This window comes from Halomonas sp. DP5Y7-2 (genome assembly GCF_019802025.1).
Taxonomy (GTDB): domain Bacteria; phylum Pseudomonadota; class Gammaproteobacteria; order Pseudomonadales; family Halomonadaceae; genus Halomonas; species Halomonas litopenaei_A.
Genome location: NZ_JAHVHY010000003.1, coordinates 578801 through 598166, shown reverse-complemented (window position 1 = coordinate 598166; position 19366 = coordinate 578801). Strand labels below are relative to the sequence as shown.

General features: G+C 60.6%; 14 protein-coding genes. 7 read left to right on the top strand and 7 right to left on the bottom strand.

Annotated elements, in window-relative coordinates:
• Positions 1 to 87 precede the first annotated feature (87 nt).
• The 5 genes from KUW18_RS06270 (at position 88) to KUW18_RS06250 (ending at position 5165) form a co-directional block, all read left to right on the top strand.
• Positions 88 to 1038 (top strand): LysR family transcriptional regulator, encoded by a 951-nt coding sequence (locus KUW18_RS06270; protein WP_206942383.1) that lies wholly within the window; start codon positions 88 to 90, stop codon positions 1036 to 1038.
• A gap of 152 nt (positions 1039 to 1190) precedes the next feature.
• Entirely contained in the window at positions 1191 to 2225 is a 1035-nt protein-coding gene (gene dctP, locus KUW18_RS06265; protein ID WP_222162158.1) for a TRAP transporter substrate-binding protein DctP, read from the top strand.
• Between the two features lie 305 nt (positions 2226 to 2530).
• A complete protein-coding gene (locus KUW18_RS06260; RefSeq protein ID WP_206942379.1) occupies positions 2531 to 3058 on the top strand; it encodes a TRAP transporter small permease in 528 nt (175 codons plus the stop codon).
• Positions 3055 to 4332, top strand: coding sequence for a TRAP transporter large permease (locus KUW18_RS06255; protein WP_206942377.1), 1278 nt, complete (start codon positions 3055 to 3057; stop codon positions 4330 to 4332). Before KUW18_RS06260 ends, KUW18_RS06255 begins: the two co-directional genes overlap by 4 nt.
• A 104-nt stretch (positions 4333 to 4436) precedes the next feature.
• Positions 4437 to 5165, top strand: a complete 729-nt coding sequence (locus KUW18_RS06250) for a M15 family metallopeptidase (RefSeq protein ID WP_222162498.1) — start codon at positions 4437 to 4439, stop codon at positions 5163 to 5165.
• 115 nt (positions 5166 to 5280) lie between these two features.
• Here KUW18_RS06250 and KUW18_RS06245 read toward each other — a convergent pair whose 3' ends face one another.
• The 5 genes from KUW18_RS06245 to KUW18_RS06225 all read right to left on the bottom strand — a co-directional run bounded on the left by KUW18_RS06245 (position 5281) and on the right by KUW18_RS06225 (position 11845).
• Positions 5281 to 5805, bottom strand: a complete 525-nt coding sequence (locus KUW18_RS06245) for an RES family NAD+ phosphorylase (RefSeq protein ID WP_222561008.1) — start codon at positions 5803 to 5805, stop codon at positions 5281 to 5283.
• On the bottom strand, positions 5802 to 6161 hold the full coding sequence (locus KUW18_RS06240) for an XRE family transcriptional regulator (protein WP_222162160.1): 360 nt from the start codon (positions 6159 to 6161) through the stop codon (positions 5802 to 5804). Before KUW18_RS06240 ends, KUW18_RS06245 begins: the two co-directional genes overlap by 4 nt.
• A gap of 124 nt (positions 6162 to 6285) precedes the next feature.
• On the bottom strand, positions 6286 to 7539 hold the full coding sequence (locus KUW18_RS06235) for a hypothetical protein (protein WP_206942371.1): 1254 nt from the start codon (positions 7537 to 7539) through the stop codon (positions 6286 to 6288).
• A complete protein-coding gene (locus KUW18_RS06230; RefSeq protein WP_222484372.1) occupies positions 7536 to 8162 on the bottom strand; it encodes a condensin complex protein MksE in 627 nt (208 codons plus the stop codon). The genes KUW18_RS06235 and KUW18_RS06230 overlap by 4 nt, the downstream gene beginning before the upstream one ends.
• Positions 8159 to 11845, bottom strand: coding sequence for an ATP-binding protein (locus KUW18_RS06225; RefSeq protein ID WP_222561007.1), 3687 nt, complete (start codon positions 11843 to 11845; stop codon positions 8159 to 8161). The genes KUW18_RS06230 and KUW18_RS06225 overlap by 4 nt, the downstream gene beginning before the upstream one ends.
• A 143-nt stretch (positions 11846 to 11988) precedes the next feature.
• Between KUW18_RS06225 and KUW18_RS06220 the strand changes: the two genes are divergently transcribed.
• Complete coding sequence (locus tag KUW18_RS06220) at positions 11989 to 12621, top strand: hypothetical protein (protein ID WP_261317404.1); 633 nt, start codon at positions 11989 to 11991, stop codon at positions 12619 to 12621.
• Positions 12622 to 13097: 476 nt separating this feature from the next.
• Entirely contained in the window at positions 13098 to 14036 is a 939-nt protein-coding gene (locus KUW18_RS06215; protein WP_222561006.1) for a formylglycine-generating enzyme family protein, read from the top strand.
• Between the two features lie 66 nt (positions 14037 to 14102).
• On the opposite strand, the gene KUW18_RS06210 is transcribed toward KUW18_RS06215, so the two are convergent.
• Both KUW18_RS06210 and KUW18_RS06205 read right to left on the bottom strand, forming a co-directional pair.
• Positions 14103 to 16313, bottom strand: a complete 2211-nt coding sequence (locus KUW18_RS06210) for a hypothetical protein (protein WP_222561005.1) — start codon at positions 16311 to 16313, stop codon at positions 14103 to 14105.
• A gap of 1 nt (position 16314) precedes the next feature.
• Positions 16315 to 19164, bottom strand: coding sequence for a type VI secretion system Vgr family protein (locus tag KUW18_RS06205; protein ID WP_222561004.1), 2850 nt, complete (start codon positions 19162 to 19164; stop codon positions 16315 to 16317).
• Between the last annotated feature and the right edge of the window lie 202 nt (positions 19165 to 19366).

Sequence of the window (19366 nt, the reverse complement as noted above, 5' to 3'; positions counted from 1 at the left end):
CACAAAGAGTCTGCCACTCTCTGTCACCCTCGCCAAGTTGCCTGCGACATGCTGACAACCACCGGTCATCATCGATAAGGAACGACAATGCTCAACGGCCGCGCTCTGGCGTATCTGTGCGAAGTACAGCGACGTGGTTCCCTGCGGGGCGCAGCCATCCACCTGAATGTGGACGTCTCCGCCATCAGTCGCTTGATCCGTCGCCAGGAAGAAGAGCTTTCGATCCCATTGCTGACCCGCCACCCAGATGGCGTCACCCTGACCGAAGCCGGCCGCCTGCTGGTGGAACACCATCGCGCTCGATGCGATGCCGAAACGGCAACGCTGTCGCGTCTGAGCGCGCTTCAGAGCCTGGATAGCGGTGAGGTCAGAGTGGCCGTCGGCGAGGGCTTTATCGCTGATCTGGTCAATGCCCCCTTGCAGACCTTCATGACGGCGCATGCTGGCATCGACATTGTGGTGGTCATGGCCGGCGTCAACGAGGCCATGGCGTTGGTCCGTGACCGCGAGGTGGATCTGGCCCTGCTGTACGCGCCACCCATGGACCCGCTGCTGCGTTGTCATGTGGAGCGCCGCCACCCTCTGGATCTGATCGTGCCTGCCGACCATCCACTGACTCGGCGCCAGGCACCATTGACCCTGGCCGAAATCAGCGATTGGCCACTGGGGCTGATGGACAGCCCCTTTGGCATGCGCCAGATGGTCGACCAGGTCGCCCATCAGGAGCGCCTCCATCTGCGTTCACGGCTGCATACCAACTCGGTCACCGTCCTGAGGAATTTCGTCAGGTCCGGTAGCGGCGTCACCTTTATGCCCGAGTTGACCGTCGCCGATGACATCGCCCAGGGGTTGATTCAGGTGCTGCCGCTGGCACATCCGGTGCTCAACGGGGCCCGCGCTCAGATCGTCAGTCGTCAAGGCCGGCCATTGCCGGTGGCGGCAGAGGCCTGCCTGGCGCATCTGCGTCGCGGCATGCGCTTCTTTGCCGATGATGCGCCACGCCTGCTGGCCCCACATCGCCAGAGCGGCGTTGCCTGAGGGCCCGTCCGACGTGCTGCCAAACGCCAGACCATGCTGGCGTTGCGAAAAGATCAACGCCTTGGGGTTTGATTAGTCAACGCGACAACGCCTAGTCTCGTTATCGATAGACAGCGTTGCCGCACAATAACACCACAACACCGGAGTCCTTCATGAGCCTGTTTCGTCCACTGCCCCTGCTTGCTGCCCTGACCACCGCCACGACAATGGGGTTGACCGCCGCCTCAGCGCTGGCTGCAACCACCGTCAACCTGAGCTATAACGGCGCTCCCGACCCGGACAAGAACGCGGTGCACGTGTTCGCCACCAACTTGAAGGAACTGGTCGAGGAGAAGACCGGAGGCGAGCTTGAGCTCAAGCTGTACCCCAACAGCATGCTGGGTGAAGAGCAGGAACGCATGGAGCAGACCATGGCGTCGCCGAGCCTGAACATTGCGTCCTTCGCCGGCATGTCGCCCATCGTCCCCGAAGTGTTCGTCAGCGCGATCCCCTTCCTGTTCCAGGATTTCGATGACGCTCGCCAGTTCTTCGACGAAGGCAGCTACTGGAAAGCGGTTCAGGAAGACCTGGAGGGCCGCGCCGGACTGGAACTGCTGGCGGTAGTCGAGGAAGGCGGCTTCCTGGCCTTCACCAACGACAAGACGCCAATCGCCGAACCGGCGGACTTCGAAGGGCTGCGCTTCCGCGCCATGGACCCCAGCCAGGTCGCACTTTATGAGGCCTTCGGCGCGTCCGGCACGCCCATTCCCTGGACCGAAGTCTACATGGCGCTGAAAACCGGCGTCGCTGACGGCCAGATGAACCCGCCGATGTATATCATCCTCGGCAGCCTCTATGAGGTTCAGGACTACCTGACGCTAGCCAACATCCAGTACTCCGACCAGTTCCTGGTGGGCAACACCAGCATGATCAATGGCTGGGACGAGGCGACCCAGACTGCCTTCCGTGAGGCGGTCGCCGAAGCCAACCAGCTTGCTCGCGAACAGAACCAGGCCAAGGTCGATGAGCGCATTGCCTACCTGGAAGAGCAAGGCATGGAGGTCATTCGTCCTAACCCAGAGCAGCTGGAAGCCTTCCGCCAGCAGGGCCAGCCGGCTTATCTTGAGTGGCTGAAGGACCAGAACATCGAACAGCGCTATATCGACATGGCGCTCGACGACGCCGGACTTCAACTCAGCGCCCAGTAGCCCTGAGCACTTAGTACTGAACACCGGGCAGCGTCGACGACCGTCTGGCTGCCCGGCACACAGTGCACTGACCCAGACTCTCTTAACACGTGCTCTGAACAAGTGCTCTGAATAGGTGCTCTGAACAAGCGCTCTGATATTAGCGGCTCAACGTTAAGCGCTCTGATATCGGTATGGCGACATGAGTGCTCTGACGTGAGTGCGCAGGCCTGAGCGCAAGACGAAGAATGCTCCAGCACGTACAACGGCCTCCGCTCCAGGAGGCCGGTTCATCCTGTTTCACCAACCTGTGGGAGAGCCTCCCCATGTCCTGGTCCCTTGCCCAAAGCCGGCCCGTCATGGCGCTGCGGCGACTATCGCTATGGAGCGCGAGTGCACTGCTGCTCATTGATCTGCTGGCCATGCTGTATGGTGTGGCCGCGCGTTATCTAGCCGGCGGGGCCCCCATCTGGACCGATGAGCTGGCCCGCTACCTGATCATCGGCGCGGTCATGCTGGCCCTTGGCAGCGTCTGGATCGAAGGCGGTCATATGCGGGTCGCGCTGATCGAGCGGCTGATTCCACGCACCCTGGGGCGCATCCTCTCTGTCTACCAGTGGCTATTGACCCTGGCACTTGCCGCTGGCGGAGCCTGGTTCAGCTTTCACTACGCGCAATCAGTGGCGATGTTCCAGAGCCAAGGCCTGGGCATTAGTCGGGCCGTGCCGGTTATGTCCGTGCCGCTCGGCTTTGCGCTGCTGACGCTGATGGCGCTGTGCCATGGTCCATTCCCGCTACCGACCCAGGACGGCGACGCCGACGCCGCTCAGCACGACCGGGGGGCCACATCATGACGCTTGCCATGCTGGCGGTCTTTGTCGTCCATGTGCTGCTGGGCCTGCCTCTGTTCATCTCGCTGCTGGCCACCGCCGTGGTCGGTTTCGCCTTCGTCGACCTGTCGATGATTCCCCGCATGATGCCCCAGCAGTTCTTTGGCGGCATCGATGCCTTCTCATTGATGGCCATCCCACTGTTCATCCTCGCCGGCAACCTGATGAACGCCTCGAAGCTGACCGACCGGCTGATGGCGCTGGCGCGTCTGTTGGTCGGCCATCTGCGCGGCGGCATGGGCCACGTCAATGTGGTGTCCAGCGTGTTCTTTGCGGGGGTCAATGGATCGGCGGTCGCCGATACCTCGGCACTGGGCTCTCTGCTGGTCCCTGCGATGCGCAAGGAAGGCTATTCGACGGCCTTCGCCGCTGGCCTGACGGCGGGCAGCTCACTGATCGGGCCGATCATCCCGCCCAGCATCTTCATGATCCTCTATGCCTCGCTGACCAACACCTCGGTGGGCGATCTGTTCCTTGCCGGCGTGATTCCCGGGCTGTTGCTGGGTGCCGCCTTCATGGCCATGAATGCTGTCTACGCGCGTCGCAAGGGGCTGCCCAAGGGTGATGGCTGGCCCGGTGCGCGCCAGCTGGGGGTGGCTGCCCTTGGCGCCTTGCCTGCCCTGATGGCCCCCTTCCTGATTGTCGCCGGCATCGTCATGGGATTGGTCACACCCACGGAATCAGGAGCGCTGACCGTGGCCTACGTGGCCCTCTATGGGGTGCTGGCTGGCAACCTGAATCTATTGGCGCTGTGGCGTGCGTTTGTCGACACGACCCGCCTTACCGCCGCCATCTTCGTCATCATGGCCGCCTCCAGCACGGTCAGCTGGCTGCTGTCCTACGCCCAGGTGCCCTACCAGTTCGTCGAGCTGTTGACCCCCTACGTCGATAGTCCGGTGATCATTCTGCTGTTGCTCAGCCTGATCACCTTCATCACCGGCATGTTCATGGAAGAGGTCTCGGCGCTGATGCTGCTGACACCGATCTTTGCGCCGGTGGCCATGATGGCAGGCATCGACCCGGTCCACCTGGGTATCATCATCACCCTCAACATCACCATCGCGCTGATCACGCCGCCGATGGGCGCCTGCGTATTCGTCGCCGCTGCCGTCAGCCGGCTGGAGATCACCGCGCTGTTTCGTACCATCTGGCCCTTCGTGGTCATCGCCCTGCTGGTCCTGGTGGCACTGATCCTGGTGCCCTCCCTGACCCTATGGCTTCCGACCGCTCTGGGATGAGAACCTCCATGACCTCCAACGAAGGCTGCAACGAGAGCTGCAACAACGGCATCAATAACAGCGGTGACGACCGTCATCCCTGTGCACATCCCGAGACCCCAGCCATGGCGATTCCTCTATCCGCTGAGCCTTCCTGGGCCCAACTGCGCCAGATTCCCATTCAGGGGCTGGATGAGCCCCTGGTGCCCATGAGCCTGGCCCCATCACCGGTCAAGGTATTTCCCGCCTACGCCCGCCTGGGAATTCCTGGCGCCATCAACGAGTGCTATCTGCGTGAAGGCGTCTATCGCCGCGTGCTGGCGGCGGCGCGCTCGCTGCCTGACGGCGTAGGTCTGATCGTGCTGGACGGCTGGCGTCCGTGGCGAGTTCAGCAGTACCTGTTCGACACCTTGATGGAAGCCATTCGCGGCAACCATCCAGACATTGATGAGGCTGAGCTGCTAAACCGTACCCGTGAGTTTGTGGCCGAACCCAGCACCCGTGCCGATGCGCCGAGCCCGCACCTGAGCGGCGGCGCCGTCGACGTGACCCTGTGCGATGCCGATGGCCTGCCGCTGCCCATGGGCACCTTGTTCGACGAAGCGTTGCCGGCCTCCCACACCGCCTTTCTGGAACACAAGGCCACACTGACCGATGACGAGCGCGCGGCGCGGGACAACCGTCGCCTGCTGTACCACGCCATGACCGCTCAGGGATTCACCAACCTGCCGAGCGAATGGTGGCACTTCGACTTCGGCGACCAGCTGTGGGCCCACTACGGCGGCCACGACCAGGCGCTGTACGGACCCGCCGAACTGGACACCATCGAGAATCGCTGGCGGCGGCAGTTGTAGCGAAAAGCGGTAAGGGAAAGGGAGAGTGGGCAGGAGAAAGGAAAACGTTGAGGGGCAACACGGGATAACTGGCTGCGCTGGACATCTCGAACTGTGGCGCTGACGATGCGCTACTTCAGCGGCTCAGCCGCCCCTCATCATCGATCACCCTGACCTTGGTCGGACGAGAGCGAGACCATTTCCAGAACACCAGGTTGACGTCACGGGCACCGGCCCCCGTCGCCTGCGACGGTACTCGTATGCCGACAATGCCTTGCCGAATCAGCTCGTCGGCAATCTCCCAGGCGAGCACGCTTTGACGTGCGAGCCTCTGCGCCAGCCAGGCCTCGTGCACCCAGCTGTCCACGTCGGGATGGACGAGGGCACAGACATCCCGATCACATAGGTCAAGCAGCGGACCACAGTCGACCTCATAGGTACACAGCGTCAGCGGCTGTGTCTTGAAGGGCATTCCCTGTTGCGCTTCCAGCCAGGCGGTCTCGAACCGCGCTGAGGTGTAGAGTGCGGGCTGGCCAACACGGTTCCAGCGCCCGCCATTCAGCGCCGCCCCATCTCCGGATTCAGGTGCGTGCTGCCAGAGAGGGTTGTGCCCTCGATACACCAGCCCGTTGAAGTGAAAGCCGTGACTCCGCAGGCTCACGCATAGCCCCCCTCGGCGATATGCGACAGATACGCGCGTACATCATCGGCTCGACCTCGCCTGACCAGTTCTTCCGCCGTCATATCGCCCAGGGCCGCAATCGGGTAGCTGCGAAACCACGACCAGGCTGCGCTGATCGAGCCAGCCCAGGGCTCGATGCGTTTGAGTATTTCATAGGCCTGGCGCAACCGCTGTTGCGTCGAGACGGCCTGCAGTCGCTCCTTGCGAACGATGGCGCTCTGGCTGAGCCCGATGGCGCGAGCAAATTCGCTTTTCGTTATATGAAGCGCCTTGGGCAAGGCATCGGCGCTGATATAGCCCTCGGCATTCACCGCTTCACGAATCTCAAAGGACATATCTGACACCCATTACGACATAGATATATGTCAATTTAGGTGACAAACAGGGAAGCGTCAAAACCCGCCTGCGTTCTCCCCGGCCACCCGCATTGAGCTCGCGTCTCGCCGACGCCATCGCCCGCTACACCGCCAGCACCAGGCTGACGTCGTGAATCAGCTGGACGTCATTGAAGGGACCTGCCGGGCTTTCCTCGGGGATCAGCCGAAACGCGCGCTGCTCCTCCCGCGGCAGCCCCTGGTACTCGGCGATAACCTGAAACAGCCAGATTTCCTGATCCCATTCGAGCTCGCTATCGGCCAGGTACTCAAGGGCACTGACATCTCCTGGCCTCCCGTCTGGCGCGGCACCGCGGTCCACCACGTCCAGGTAGAAGCGCTCTACATCCTGCTTCAGCGCCTGCTGGCGGGCCTCTACCAGACTTGGTTCCTCCACCTGGGCGGGGCCGGCGGCCTCGACGATCTCGGGGCGGTGAACCGCAACCGGCAAGGCGTGCAGCAGGCTGGCGATCGTGTCGCTGTCGTGATGGTGGTCCAGGGCCACCGAACCCGCTGCCTGCAAGGGGCTTGCCCGATTGAACAGCTCTGGCACCTCGCTTCTGCGGGTGTAGTTGCCGGGAATAAACCCCGGATGCTCGCGCAGGAAGGCGGCCATACCGGCCACCAGTCGGCTCTGCTGCTGCTGCTGGCGAAAGCGCGCCATCAGCTCGATCAGCCGCCCCTGCACCTCACGCAGGTTGGTGTAATGCAGACTCAGCTGCTGTTGCAGCTGGCTGATCAGCAGCTTGCGCAACGACCCATCACTGCCCACCAGTTCGATCAGCTCTTCGAAGTCGATCAACGCCATGCCGTCGAGCAGACGCACGATCTGCTTCTGGGCACGGTCGTTCTCGCGGATCTTGTCGTTAAGGCGGCTGACAAAGCCAAAGTCGCTGTTGAGGCGCTGCCATAGACTGTCGATGGCGTCGGCGAAGCGACCGTTGAGGTCGTCCACCTCCTGGCGCAAGCGCAGCATCAGGGGCCCTTGCTGGTAGTGCTCACCGCGATTGACCGCTTCACGATAGCTCTGCACCAGGTTGCGAATCTGCTCAAGGGTCTCACCGACGTCGGCGTTGACGTGGCGGCGGGTCTCATCGGCCAGCATCTCGGCGATCAGCTCGCGCACCTTGGGGGTCAGCTTGACCGCTCCGTGTTCGTCTGGGCGCCACAGGATGCGCGCCGCCAGCAGCTTGCGCAGGGCGCCGTCAGTCAGCGGCTCCAGCGGCACCTCGTCACGGGAGTAGCCCTGCATCAGGACGTCGGCGTAGCGTCCCAGCAAGGAGAGACGCTCGGTGCCGGTGGCCATCAACCGGCTTTCGAGCGTGTGTTCCTCGCTCATAGCAGGGACTCCTGACGGGCCGGTGCCTCATCATCCACCGGCAGGCTTTCTTCGTCGCGAATGAAGCGTACCAGCTCGACCAGATAATCGATCTTGCCGGTGACCAGATAGACCTGACGATCGGCGTGGGGCTGCAGCAGGTAGCCGTGTTCCTTGAGTCGCTTGAACACCTGCTTCATCTGGGCGTCGAGCTGCTCGCTCTGGGAACCGAAAAAAGGATCGGTGGCAAGGCGCTCCAGGCGTTCGCGCAGGCTCTGGTTGTCCTCGCAGCGAGCGCTGAACTCCGCCGGCTTGAGCACATCGCCAGGCGCCGCCAGGGCATCCTGGCCCAGCGCTTCCTGTACCAGTTGCAGCCACTCCAGCAGCGGCAGCAGGCTGTTGACGGTATCGCCCAGCTGGCGCGACAGCTGCTCACGGGCGTCTTCGTTAAGCTGCCGCCAGGCCAGGAAGTGGACGCTGCGGTCCTCGTTGCTGGCCAGACGACGATTGAGCGGACGCAGGTAGGTGTCGATCTGCTCGCGAACGTCGTCGTCTTCAAGTTTGCGAAAGGCGCTCTCGTCGCTGATCGCGCAGATGAATTCGCCGGCCAAGAGGCGCTCCAGCAGGGGGCCGTGTTCGATCATAGGGTGAGCTCCTCTTCACTGCGCTGCTTGAGTCGCTGGGCCAGCTTGCTGAGCCGGGGTTCGATGCGCTTGAGTCGACGGCGGCGAGGATCACTGGCGTCACGGTCGATGAGGTAGCGGTTGTGGAACAGCAGCAGCACATCGGACTCCGGGTTGGGGAAGGCGCCGACGATGTGAATGTGATTGCTGTCACAGGCCTCGAACAGTTTTTCGACGTTGTGATAGGCCAGGGTGCCGATCTCGTCGATGGGCCAGTGCACGCTGATCTCGGCCTGGCCGCGCAGCAGGCGGGTGAAGGCCAGCAGGAACTTGCACAAGATCAGGTAGGCCATGCCGTGGCTCGACGACTCGAGCAGCTGGCGGTCGTTCTTGATCACCAGGTCGGTGCCGCCTTCATTAAGGTGCAGCTCTAGGCGCAGCAGACTCTCGAAGCTGTACTGCTGGTCGCTGCGCAGCAGGTCGACCACATCGGCCAGGGCATTGAGGTAGTCGTCTCCGGGCAGGCCACCGGCGTCCTGCCAGTCACGATAGTCTTGGGCGAAGCGCTTGAGCGGCTCCCAGAAACCCAGCTCGTCGATGGTGGACTGGATCTTGACCTCGGCCTTGGTGATGCCTTCCAGGCGCAGGTCGTCGGCCACCTCCTCGGATAGCCGCCGGCTCTGTGCGCTGATGCGTCGGTTGAGGTCACGAAAGACGGTGAAGAACTTGTCGAGGTCCGCCCCCAGGTTGCGTCCCTGCTGCACCAGCTGCTGTTGCTGGTCTTCGAGCAGGGTAAGCATCCCGCGCAGCAGCGGCAACAGCTGCCGAGGACCGACGTCGGCGCTACCCTGGAGCTCATCGCGGAGCTTGTCGCGCTCGGCGCTCAGGGTATCGATAAAGCCAGCGCTGGCGCCCTTGATCAGCTCCCCCTCGACCTGCTCGCACCCCTTGCGCAGGGCATCCATTTCGGTGGCACGCTCGCTTAGCGCTCGGTGGGCTCGCTCGATACGCTCGTGCACATCCCCGGGTGCCTGACTCTGGGGCGCCGGAGCGGGGTCCAGCGGCAGCTGCTCGACCTGCACCAGCAGCGGCTTGAGGGCGTCGATGATGCCGCTCTCGGTGCTGCGCCGGGTGGACAACTCCGCCAGCGCCTGCTGGTGGGCGCTGCGGGCAGACTGGAACTCGGCCTTGCGCTGCTCGCGCTCGCGCTCGGCGGTCTCCTTGTCACGAATCAGACGGGTTTCCTTCTCCACCAGTTGCGGCTTGCGCTGCCCCCAGTCCAGGCGCATGAAGCGGCGATAGTCCTCCAGCTGCTCCTGACGGCCGGCGGTGTCGCGGATGCGCTGATCCAAGGCGGCAAGCCGCGCCTTGGTATCCCTGAGTGAGTCCAGGTCCACGCCCTGCTCCTGCAGCTCACGATCGAAGGCGGCCTCGAGCTCCTGGCGCTGGCGCTGGTGCTCCTGCTTCTGGTCGCTCAGGTACTGCTTGTGCTGGCGGATCTGGTCGTCGATGCCATCCAGGCGGCTCTGGGCATCGGCCTTCACCTCCAGTAGCTGCGCCTGATGGGTCTTGGCCAGAGTGTCGAGGGCATCACCTTTTTCCTGCTTGAGGTCATCATGACTCGCCTGCTGAGCGGCCAGTGACTCCTCCAGCGCCTGACGCCGAGTCTTCTGCTGGCGCGCATGGCGCTCCTGCAGCTGGCTGCGCGCATCCCGGGCGTAGTCCACCTCCGACTCGGCACGCTTGACCTCCATACGCGCTCGCCGCACGGCATCCTCGGCAGACTGTACCCGCTCGTTGCAGGCCTTCATCTGACGCTCGGCGGCCTGTTCGGCGTTCTCGGCGCGCACCAGCGCGGCCTCGGCCTGCTCGATGGCGACGACCAGGCTCGCCTCATCCTGGGCGTACTCCGGCACGTCCACCGCGGCCAGGTCGAGCCCGACGCCGAACAGCTCATCGTGGTCGTGTTCGCCGACCTTGGGTGACAGGTCGCGACGCTCCAGCAGCTCAGGCGCGATCACCTTGCCCAGACGTTGTTCCCAGCCCGGTCGGTGGTAGCGCAGGAAGTGGCGCAGCGTGCCTTGCGCGGGATCACGCTGCTGGTGCAACGCGTGGCAGTGTGCCTCGGCCTTGGCCAGCTGGTGACGGGCGTCGTTGAGCTCCTGCTCCGCCTGGTCTCGACTGCGCTTGAGCGTGTCGTACTCTTCGCGCAAGGCACTCAGGGTTTCCCCGCTGGCGTCACGATCGCTCTGGGCCTGGTCGAGGCGCGCCTGGGCGAGCTCCGCTTCCTGCATCTCTTCTGCTGTGGCGGCACTGGCCGACAGCTGCGCCTTCAGTTCGGCTACCCGCTGAAGCCCTGCGTCGAGGCGTTCACGGTAGCTGTCATCGAGCTCCTGGCGCTGGGACTGGTAGCGTTGCTCCAGCTCGCTTTGCTGCTGCCACTGCTGATTGCGCAGCTCTTCCCTGGTCTCGCCCAACTCGTCGATGCGGGCCTGGGCCTCCTCCTGCTGGCGGGCCAGCTCATCGGCCAGCTCGCGCAGCCGGCCCTCAAGCCGTGACTGGTGCTCCTGAAAGGCGGACTGCATCACCGCCAGGTGCTCGCGCAATTGCTGACTCTGGTCGCGCCACTGGGGCAGCGACTGGACGTCTCGCTCAAGCGCCGGCATGTCGGCTTCTTCGAAGGCCTCGAAGGTATCCTGCAGATCCGACAGCTCCCGCTGAGTCTGCTCGAGCTCGCTGGTCATCTCGCTAAGGCGGTCATTCAAGGCGTCGCGCAGGTGGCCATATTCCGCTTCACGCTCCTGAAACTCCTGCTTGCGGCGAGCGATCTCCGCCTCGGTGTCGGCCAAGGTGCGCTCGGAGCGGTGGCGGTCAGCCTCAAGCTGAGGCTTCAACTGCCACAAGATGGTCTCGCGCTCGGCAACCTCATGGTCCAGCTCATCCAGCTTCGCCAATGCCCGCTCCAGCGGCTCCAGGCGTTTGGACTGACGCATCTGAGCGATCCACTCCCGCGCCTTGGTGCTGCGGATGCGCGTCACCGGCAGTTCGACGCCGTCCTCCTCGAAAATCGCCGCCAGCATGGTCTTGAGGGTGTCCATCTTGCCCTCTTTGGCGTGCACCGCACTGATCAACTTCTCCATATGGCGGATACGACGCTCAGGCTTGACCAGGCTGAACTGGGCGGCCATCTGGCGCAGTCGCAGACTGTCCTTGCGGTTGCCCTGCTGATGGGTGAAGTCGTTCTGGATGACGGCGCGGTACTCCGAGGTGGCCGTCAACTTGGCGGACATCGGCACGTTATCTCGCCTCAACTGGCTGGCCCAATCGCTGTAGCCGAGTGCTGTCACGCCACCGTTGGCTTCCACCAGATAATGACCGGGCTGATACGGCGCGCCGATAAAGCGGTACTCGATGCCGCCATCGGACTTGCGCGTCAGCACCGCCTGACAGACATTGCCGGCCTCGCGACGATACTCGTAGATCAGGTAGCTGTTGCCGTGGGGTAGATAGAAGGCGTCGAACTTCTTGCGGGTCTTGGGTACCACCTTATTGGGCAGCTCACCGTAGAACACCGGCACCAGACGCTGGAGCGTGGTCTTGCCCGAGGCATTGGTGCCACAGATATTGGTGTGACCATCGACATCCAGTTCGACCACCCCTTCCAGGTGGCCGTGGATCATCACGATGCGCAGCAGGTGAGCCATGGAGTTTCCTTGTTCGCTTGTCCGTCAGGGGGAGTATTCTGCCAGAGACCGCCCGCCCTGACAGTTCGACCAGAGTTGCCCCGGAGCAAGCTTTCGCCTAAAAGAAGTACCCCCACTATCGTCTGCCCACTACCGGAGCCCCCATGAACTTCGCCACCCTCGGCCCTGAAGACAGCAACCACGCCTTGATCCTGGCCCGCTATCTTGAGCTCCGGCGTCAGGATCTTGGCGGTAAAGACAGCCCACTCTCGCCGACCGTCCAGCTGGTAAACGACTTCCCCCAGGCCTTTCAGGACCTGGTGGACGGGCATCACGACTATGTGTTGCAGGTCAGCGCCCATTTCAGTCACGCCGACTGCGTCGGACGCTTCATGCACCGCGCCTTTCCCGTGGATAGCTTCATTGCCCCAAGCCGGCCCTTGGCACTGGTCGCGCGCAAGGACGTCGCCAACCCTACAAGCGTCCTGCGTCAACCGGCGACCCGTCACTACACCGACCTAACGGGACTGGAGCAACGCGACGCCCCCACCATCGTCGCCGCCCTGGAAGGCCTGCTCGACGGCCAAGCCGACGCCGCCATCGTCGCCGAACAGGCCCTGGCCCTCTACCCAGATCAACTGCGACTGTTGCGCCCTCTGGGACCAGCACTGGACACCTGGATTCTGTACGCCAACCGACCGCTCATGGATGAGGTGCAGCAAGAGCCGGCATTGGGAAACAGTGGCGCCCTACGGGAGCATTTCAGAACGACGTTTGCGCGAAAAAAACCGGCATGATGCATCAACCTCGATAACGTAAGCGGTGTGGCAGGTACTTGCTGCCGCTTTCCCGATGGAAGCGCTGACGTCATCAGCCGAGCGGAGCCAGACGCCCACAGCGCAGAACCCGGAGCCTATGCGGTATAGGTGAGGAGTTCGAGCAGCGCGCAACGCAGCGAATCGGCGGCGCAAGCATTTATTCAGTGTTTCCTTATGGTGGAGAGTCACACAGGGGAAGGGCCCGCTTCACCACTACCATCCTCCGAACTCCCAAGCCCCGTCGTTGAGTTAGAACTCCTTCAGGCCACCGATACGTGTCGACGCTTAGTCCCCACTTGTCCCCACCTGACCAGCCATGACGCCCCCCTAGGAGATAGGGGAACCCACAGATCGGAATAATTTGTGGGAAATCGCTCACAAGGCACTGTCAGGCCGAATGGTAAGCTTACTTTGCGCACACCTTTGTCGCACAAGTATCGTAATGGAGCCAAACCATGGAAAGGTTTTATCGACTCAGCATACCCATTATTGCTTGCGTCGTGATGACCGGGTGTGACGGAAGTGCTTCAAAGGAAGAAGCCGCAGGCCTCAAGGATGCCGACTCACCGGTCAACCAAGAGGCCGTTATGGCGCTCATCCAGAAAACCATGGACAACATGATCTTTGTTGAAGGCGGCAACTTCCAGATGGGAGATTTTGGGCCGATTGACCCCAAGGCCGAAGGCCTGTTTTACACAGCGGACACTGACGATGAGCCAGTACACGAAGTGACGCTAGACAGTTACTCCATCTCTGCAGTCCAGGTGTCCTACGCCGACTACGATATCTATACAGAGGCGACAGGGCTGCCAAAGATCAACGTCGAAGGTAGAAACGTCGAATATCGGGCGCCCGATGTTCCTGCCGGTGTGGACTGGTTCCAGGCAAGAGACTACTGCGAATGGCTCGGCGAACAGACAGGGCTTCCCTTTTCACTTCCTACCGAGGCGCAGTGGGAATACGCCGCACGATCCCGGGGGCAATTTCTTCCTTTTGCGACCAATAATGGTTATATAACAATAGGTGAAAACTTTCCTACCCGGGAAGAAATTATTGCAAGTACTCCTTCCCCCCTATTAGGGCCGCAGAAAATTGGACTTATTCCGCCAAACCCTTTAGGAATATATCAAATGGGACTGAATGGCTTCGAATGGGTTAGTGATTGGTATGATGGAAGATATTATATAAAATCCGCTAATATCAACCCAGAGGGGCCAGCATCCGGAGAAGAAAAGGTGATTCGAGGTAGTGAATTTGGAGAGGGAAATCGGTCGAACCTGGTCATAAATCGCAGTAAAACCCCACCTGATTTGGCGTACGAAAAACCTAGAGGGAGTCTGACACACAGATCTCCGACTATTTATACATTCCGTTGCACCCACGACCAAAAATAAGACCATAGAACTTAATAAAACATCTAGAGCGCGCTGCCCAAGGCGTTTTCCTCCAACCATGCTCCATCAATAAACTACGCAATCGGACATGTTTTCGCACGGCTTTCGAAAATTACTTGAAACACTTGCTTGAGTAAAATAATCCCGACTATCATTTCTATAAACTTCAGTACCGATAGAAGCATTCTCGCGCAATCTGGCTCGAAGATATAAAAAATCACTTTCGTAATGACTAGATAGAGGTGGAGGTAAATTTTTCTCACCCTTTGCAAGAAACGCTTCGACAATACGCTGACCTTCCCGCAAATCAATCACTTCTCCTACTCTTGGCACTACCCTCTTCATTACGCTCCTTAATTCGCTTTTCGACTGTATCAAGCGAAGAACATTCATCACAGCTTCCTTTCGGTCATTCATGAATCCAAAAAGACTTGGGCTTTCCCACCATCCCTCTAGATCACGATTACCAGGATACATTCTATCAAATGCATTAGTTTGCATTAGCCAGTAAATAATCATCCCTTTGGCATCGGGCGTTGTATGTTTCAATATCATCAAATCTTCATTAATTTTTTCCGAGAAATCTCCCCTTCGTGCGGCTAAATTTGCACCATCAACTATTCCATAGAAATATTCCTGAACAACATCTGATACTTCCTTAACTCTGTCTTCAAGGTAGTTCCAAACTGCCTCACCACTAACAGATGAAGCCGCTACTATATTTGATAAAGCGTAGTACGCGCCATCGTCTATAAAAATCAATTTGCCATAATCAATGTTCTTTAGTTGGTACACCACCCACTTAACAAACTCCATCAACAAATCTGTATCGACCTCGAAGTCGATCTTCCCCTTACTGCCAAAACCTAAGCACGCCCCTGCCCTAGCGGAGATGCGAAATTTCCCCTCTTCATAGCGAACGTGGAAGTCTACGGTAAAACCAGCCCCGGCCAAGACCCCTCGACCAGCCACAGCCTTGGCGAACGGTTGGAAGGTATTGCCTTCTTCGGGGCTCTTCCACTCGAGCTGAACGCCCATTGAGGCATCCATTTTTCCTCCGGCAAAGGCTTCCATGCCAACAGATACCTCGTTATTAGCGGCATGATTGCTGTCATTTTCTCGGAGTATTACGCGCTGCTCCCCAGGAAGGCCGAAGCTTACCAATTCACCAGGCACGCCATTGGCCTGCAGCCGTTCCTCGCTCACTTCAATGTTAAGATTAAGTTCAGCGGCGATACTCGCTCCGACACCGCCTGCACCGGCGATTAAGGTTCGACATCTGATCATGCCCAGGTCCATGACCTGCCCACCCGGCAGTTCGCAGGCCAACATCAGGCCGCCAACGGGTGTATAGAAATCCACCGTTGCCTTGGCCTGTGCCAGTACCAGTTCGGCCTTAGCATCGGCTTTAAGAAATGCCGTGCCTTCAAAGGGATTGATCTCGCCAGACAGCCCGCTAGCCCCCGATGTCCAGCGCATCAACTGGGCTTCGGCAGATAGCTCAACACGATAGCTATCACGATCATGTTCCTCGCCACTGACAATGCTATGGCTGTACTTCAAGTTTTCGTTTAGCGCCTTGGACCATTTGAACAGGTCAATGGTCGTCTCTTCCTTTTTCAGCCAGTCATCGAACCAGGGAAAATCGATCTGTATCTTGCCGGTCGTAGCAAATTCTTCCAGCTGAGATCTCAGCTTTTCCCAGTCAACAAGACCATCTGTCATAACGCTTTCACTGGCGTCGACGTTCCCCCTTGGGAGAAGGATCTCTTCGGCAAAGGCCATGATGATGTGCGAGCGTACATAGGCCAGGCGAAAATATTCGGCGCTTGACTCCCCTCGACGAATGGGTATCAGCTCCATGACCTTGTTGGTATCGCTACTGAGGTTGGTCAAAGGCTCAATTACGCTCTTGAGTACTCGGTTCTTGTCCTCCACCTTGTGCTGCGCCTGTACTATTGCAGTCTGAAGAAGTTGTTTGTCCATCAGAAAACGATGATCACGGCGGGCCGACATCATCAGCGCCACATAGTTGCTGTTGGCCGCTGAAAGTTCGGCAAGGGCACTCTGGTGGTCCTCTACGACCATCTCCATTAACCGGCACTCCTCAATAAAGTGCGCAGCTCCCTCGGGTGACACGCTCACCAACTTATCTCGCCCCACCGCATAGAACAGCAGCGGCGAGCCTCCAATCGCAACATCACGTCCTTGCGGCATCAGGCGGGTTTGGGCATTACCATCTTCCGTATCAGCGGGTAGTGTCGAAGCCTCTGTCATGTCACACGCCTCCCTGCGCATCAAAAATGTCATCCAGGTCATCAAGCCGGTCTAGAACCGTGATGCTCAGGCGCTCTGGTTGACGGGTAACTACCTTCTGCGTCCGCCCCTCTTCGTCACTACGACCCTCGATAGCCCTGCCCTCTGCAGTCACGATCCGGTACTTTGCGAAACGCAGGGGCAAATTCGTCTTCTTGTCACGCAGAACGAAAAACTCGGAAAATATTCCTTGAGGCTCGGGCAATGAAGCCAGCAACTGCTGCAAGCTTGTCGGCCCCGCAAAGCTATGCTGCGCGCCCTTCAGGTCCACCAGTCCCGGCCCGTGGATCTGAATATCCCCATCCTTGAGGCGGATATAGCCTCCGCCGCTGGTCAGCAGGATTTCCTCTTCGGCAGCGATGTGTACGCTGTCCTCGGTGGAGGTGATGGTCAGCTGCTTCTCGGCGGTCAGGGCCATCTCATCTGACTGGGCCTGGATATCGACCTTGCCTTGGGCGGCGAACAGCTTGATGCCGGCGCGCTGCACGAACAGCGAGAGCGCCTCCGATATCGCACCCAGCAGGCTCCTGCCCGTGGCCAGGTTGATGTCCTCACCGCTAGTGACACTCAGCGACTTACCCTGGACAAAATGGGTCGACTGCGGGGTGCTCGCGGCGATGCCCGCAGGAGACGCCAGGTGCAACCAGGACTGCTTCAAACTCCCGGCCTGGCCGCGTCCGCCAAGGCTTGCCGTGCGTGCGCTGCCGCCGTCGAACGCGTTGGCCTGGGAGGCCTCCCCCGCCACGCCCTGGGTGTCGTCGGCGGCTTGCTTCAGGTTGGCGCGGGCGGCCAAGGCGTCGGCATGGTGCTCCTCCGCACTCTGGCTAAGGCTGTCGGTGAGTTGCCAGGCGCTGGCGAGCTCTTGATACGCCGGGGCCAGGGCGAGCTGTTCACCGCTCGCGCCCAGTTGCCCCCAGGTCGTCAGCAGCAGTCCCTGATGGGCGCGTACAGCGCCAAAGGCGTCGCTTCTCAGCTCGAAGCCGGTACCGCGAAAGTCGCCGCGGGTGTTGCCCTGCTGGTGGATCAGGTAGCCCAGGTTCAGCTGAGTCTTGGCGTGCTCGGAATTAAGACGAACCCGCTCCTGGTCGGTGGCGTCATCGAATACCAGCTCGTTGTACGTGTTACCCCGGTAGGTCTTGGACTTGAAGCCGGATAGCAGACCGTTGGAATGCCACTCGGGCTGTTCATCACCGTTATAGACGCGCCCGGTGATCAGCGGGCGGTCCGGGTCTCCTTCGAGGAAGTTGACGATCACTTCCTGGCCGATACGCGGGACAAAGACACCGCCCCAACCGGCGCTGGCGTTGGCCTCGCTGACTCGCAGCCAGCAGCTCGACTGGGAATCCCGCTGCCCCAGCCGATCCCAATGGAACTGCACTTTCACCCGGTTGAGCCAGTCGGTGTGGATTTCCTCACCCTCGGGTCCCACCACGATGGCGGTGTGGGGCCCCCCCATGACAGGTCGAGGATGATCCAGCGCCGAGCGGTAGGGCTGGGTCAGGCGCTGGGCCTCCAGGTCCATCAGGTAGTGGCCGATACCGGCACGCTGGTAGTCGTCACGATGAAGACTGTCGTCATCAAGTCCGTGGGCCCGGCGGGCATCCAGCAATTCCTGTTGCAGGCTGCCGGGCAAGGTGTGGAGGTGGGCCGAGACCGGCAGGGCATTCTCGGCGAACAGGCTGAGGCCCAACACCAGGAATTCGCGTTCGGTAGTCTCGCCGCGGTCATGTTGAGCGTGCTGGGTCAGTTCGAAGAAGCGACCGACCTGAAGCTGGCGGGCGCCGCCACTGCCAAAGAAGCGCTTGGCGCGAGATTCCAGGGCCGCGAGCCGATGCTCGGTCAGCCGCTCGCCGTGATAGTGGTCATGGTAGTAGTACTCGCCGGGGGCGTCGTAAACCTCCTCGTCCGAGAGGTTACCCTGCTTGTCGCGGGACAGCAGGTCAGTGCGCTTGACCAGGCGAGGCTGCTTGTAGTCGTAGGTGGCAAGGCTGACCCTTGTCGCCTGCTGCTGGCGACGTCCGCCCCATTGGGTAAGCGCGTCTTCGGTCTCGGTGGCGGCCTGGCGATGAAAGCGAATCTGGCGCGGCGCGACCGCCTGGCAGGTGGCCACATCGTCGGTGATCACCAGACGGTGAAGAGCGGTCTCACCGCTTGGGCTACCGGCGTTCTGGCTGTTGTTGAGGCTGCTGTTGTGGCTATCGTTGTGGCCAATGTGCTGGCCATCGCCCTGAGAATGCTCGAAGTAGTAGAACAGGCCTTCCTGTTCCATCAGGCGGTTGACGAAATGGTAGTCGCTCTCGCGGTATTGCACGCAGTAGCTGCGCGCCAGGTAGTCGCGACGTACGTCGATGCGCCAGCCGCCCCGGGCGATATCATGGCCAGAAAAGACGTCTTCGATGATCTCAAGGATGCTCTTGTCCTGAAAGATGCGGCTGTCGCGTCCCAGGTTCAGCATCGCAAGCCAAGGCACCAGGGTCAGCTGGTAGTAGAAGACGCCGCCATCCTCGCCCAATAGCGCCGCGGTCTCGACCAGACCGGACAGCGACCGGTAGCGCCCGTCGGCCTGACGAATCGCGATGGTGGCGGGCTGGGCCATCAAGGACTTGAGCTCGATATCGCCTCGCTGGGCGATCACATCGAGGCGATAGCAGAACGGGCGTGACATCTGCTCCTGCCCGACCAGACGGTGGGGGATCAGGGCTGGGCCCGCTAACGTGGCACCGTGCAGTTCAAGCTGGAGCAGCCGCTCGTTCTGTAACAGCGGAATATCGAAAGAGGCGCGTAGCGCCTTCCACCAGGAGGGATCGCTCATAAATGCCAGCCTTGCTGGCATCGGCACAGCGTTCGATGGCAGGCCATCGACAAGGGATCAATATCCAATCTAGCGCACGTAATGGGCATGAAAGATCCTCTCCTGGCAACATCCATGTAGTCACAGGAGAATCCTACCCAAGCCCTCGACGTGAGCCATCACATCGCAATGACTTTCCGATAAAGCGACAATTTTTTATTAG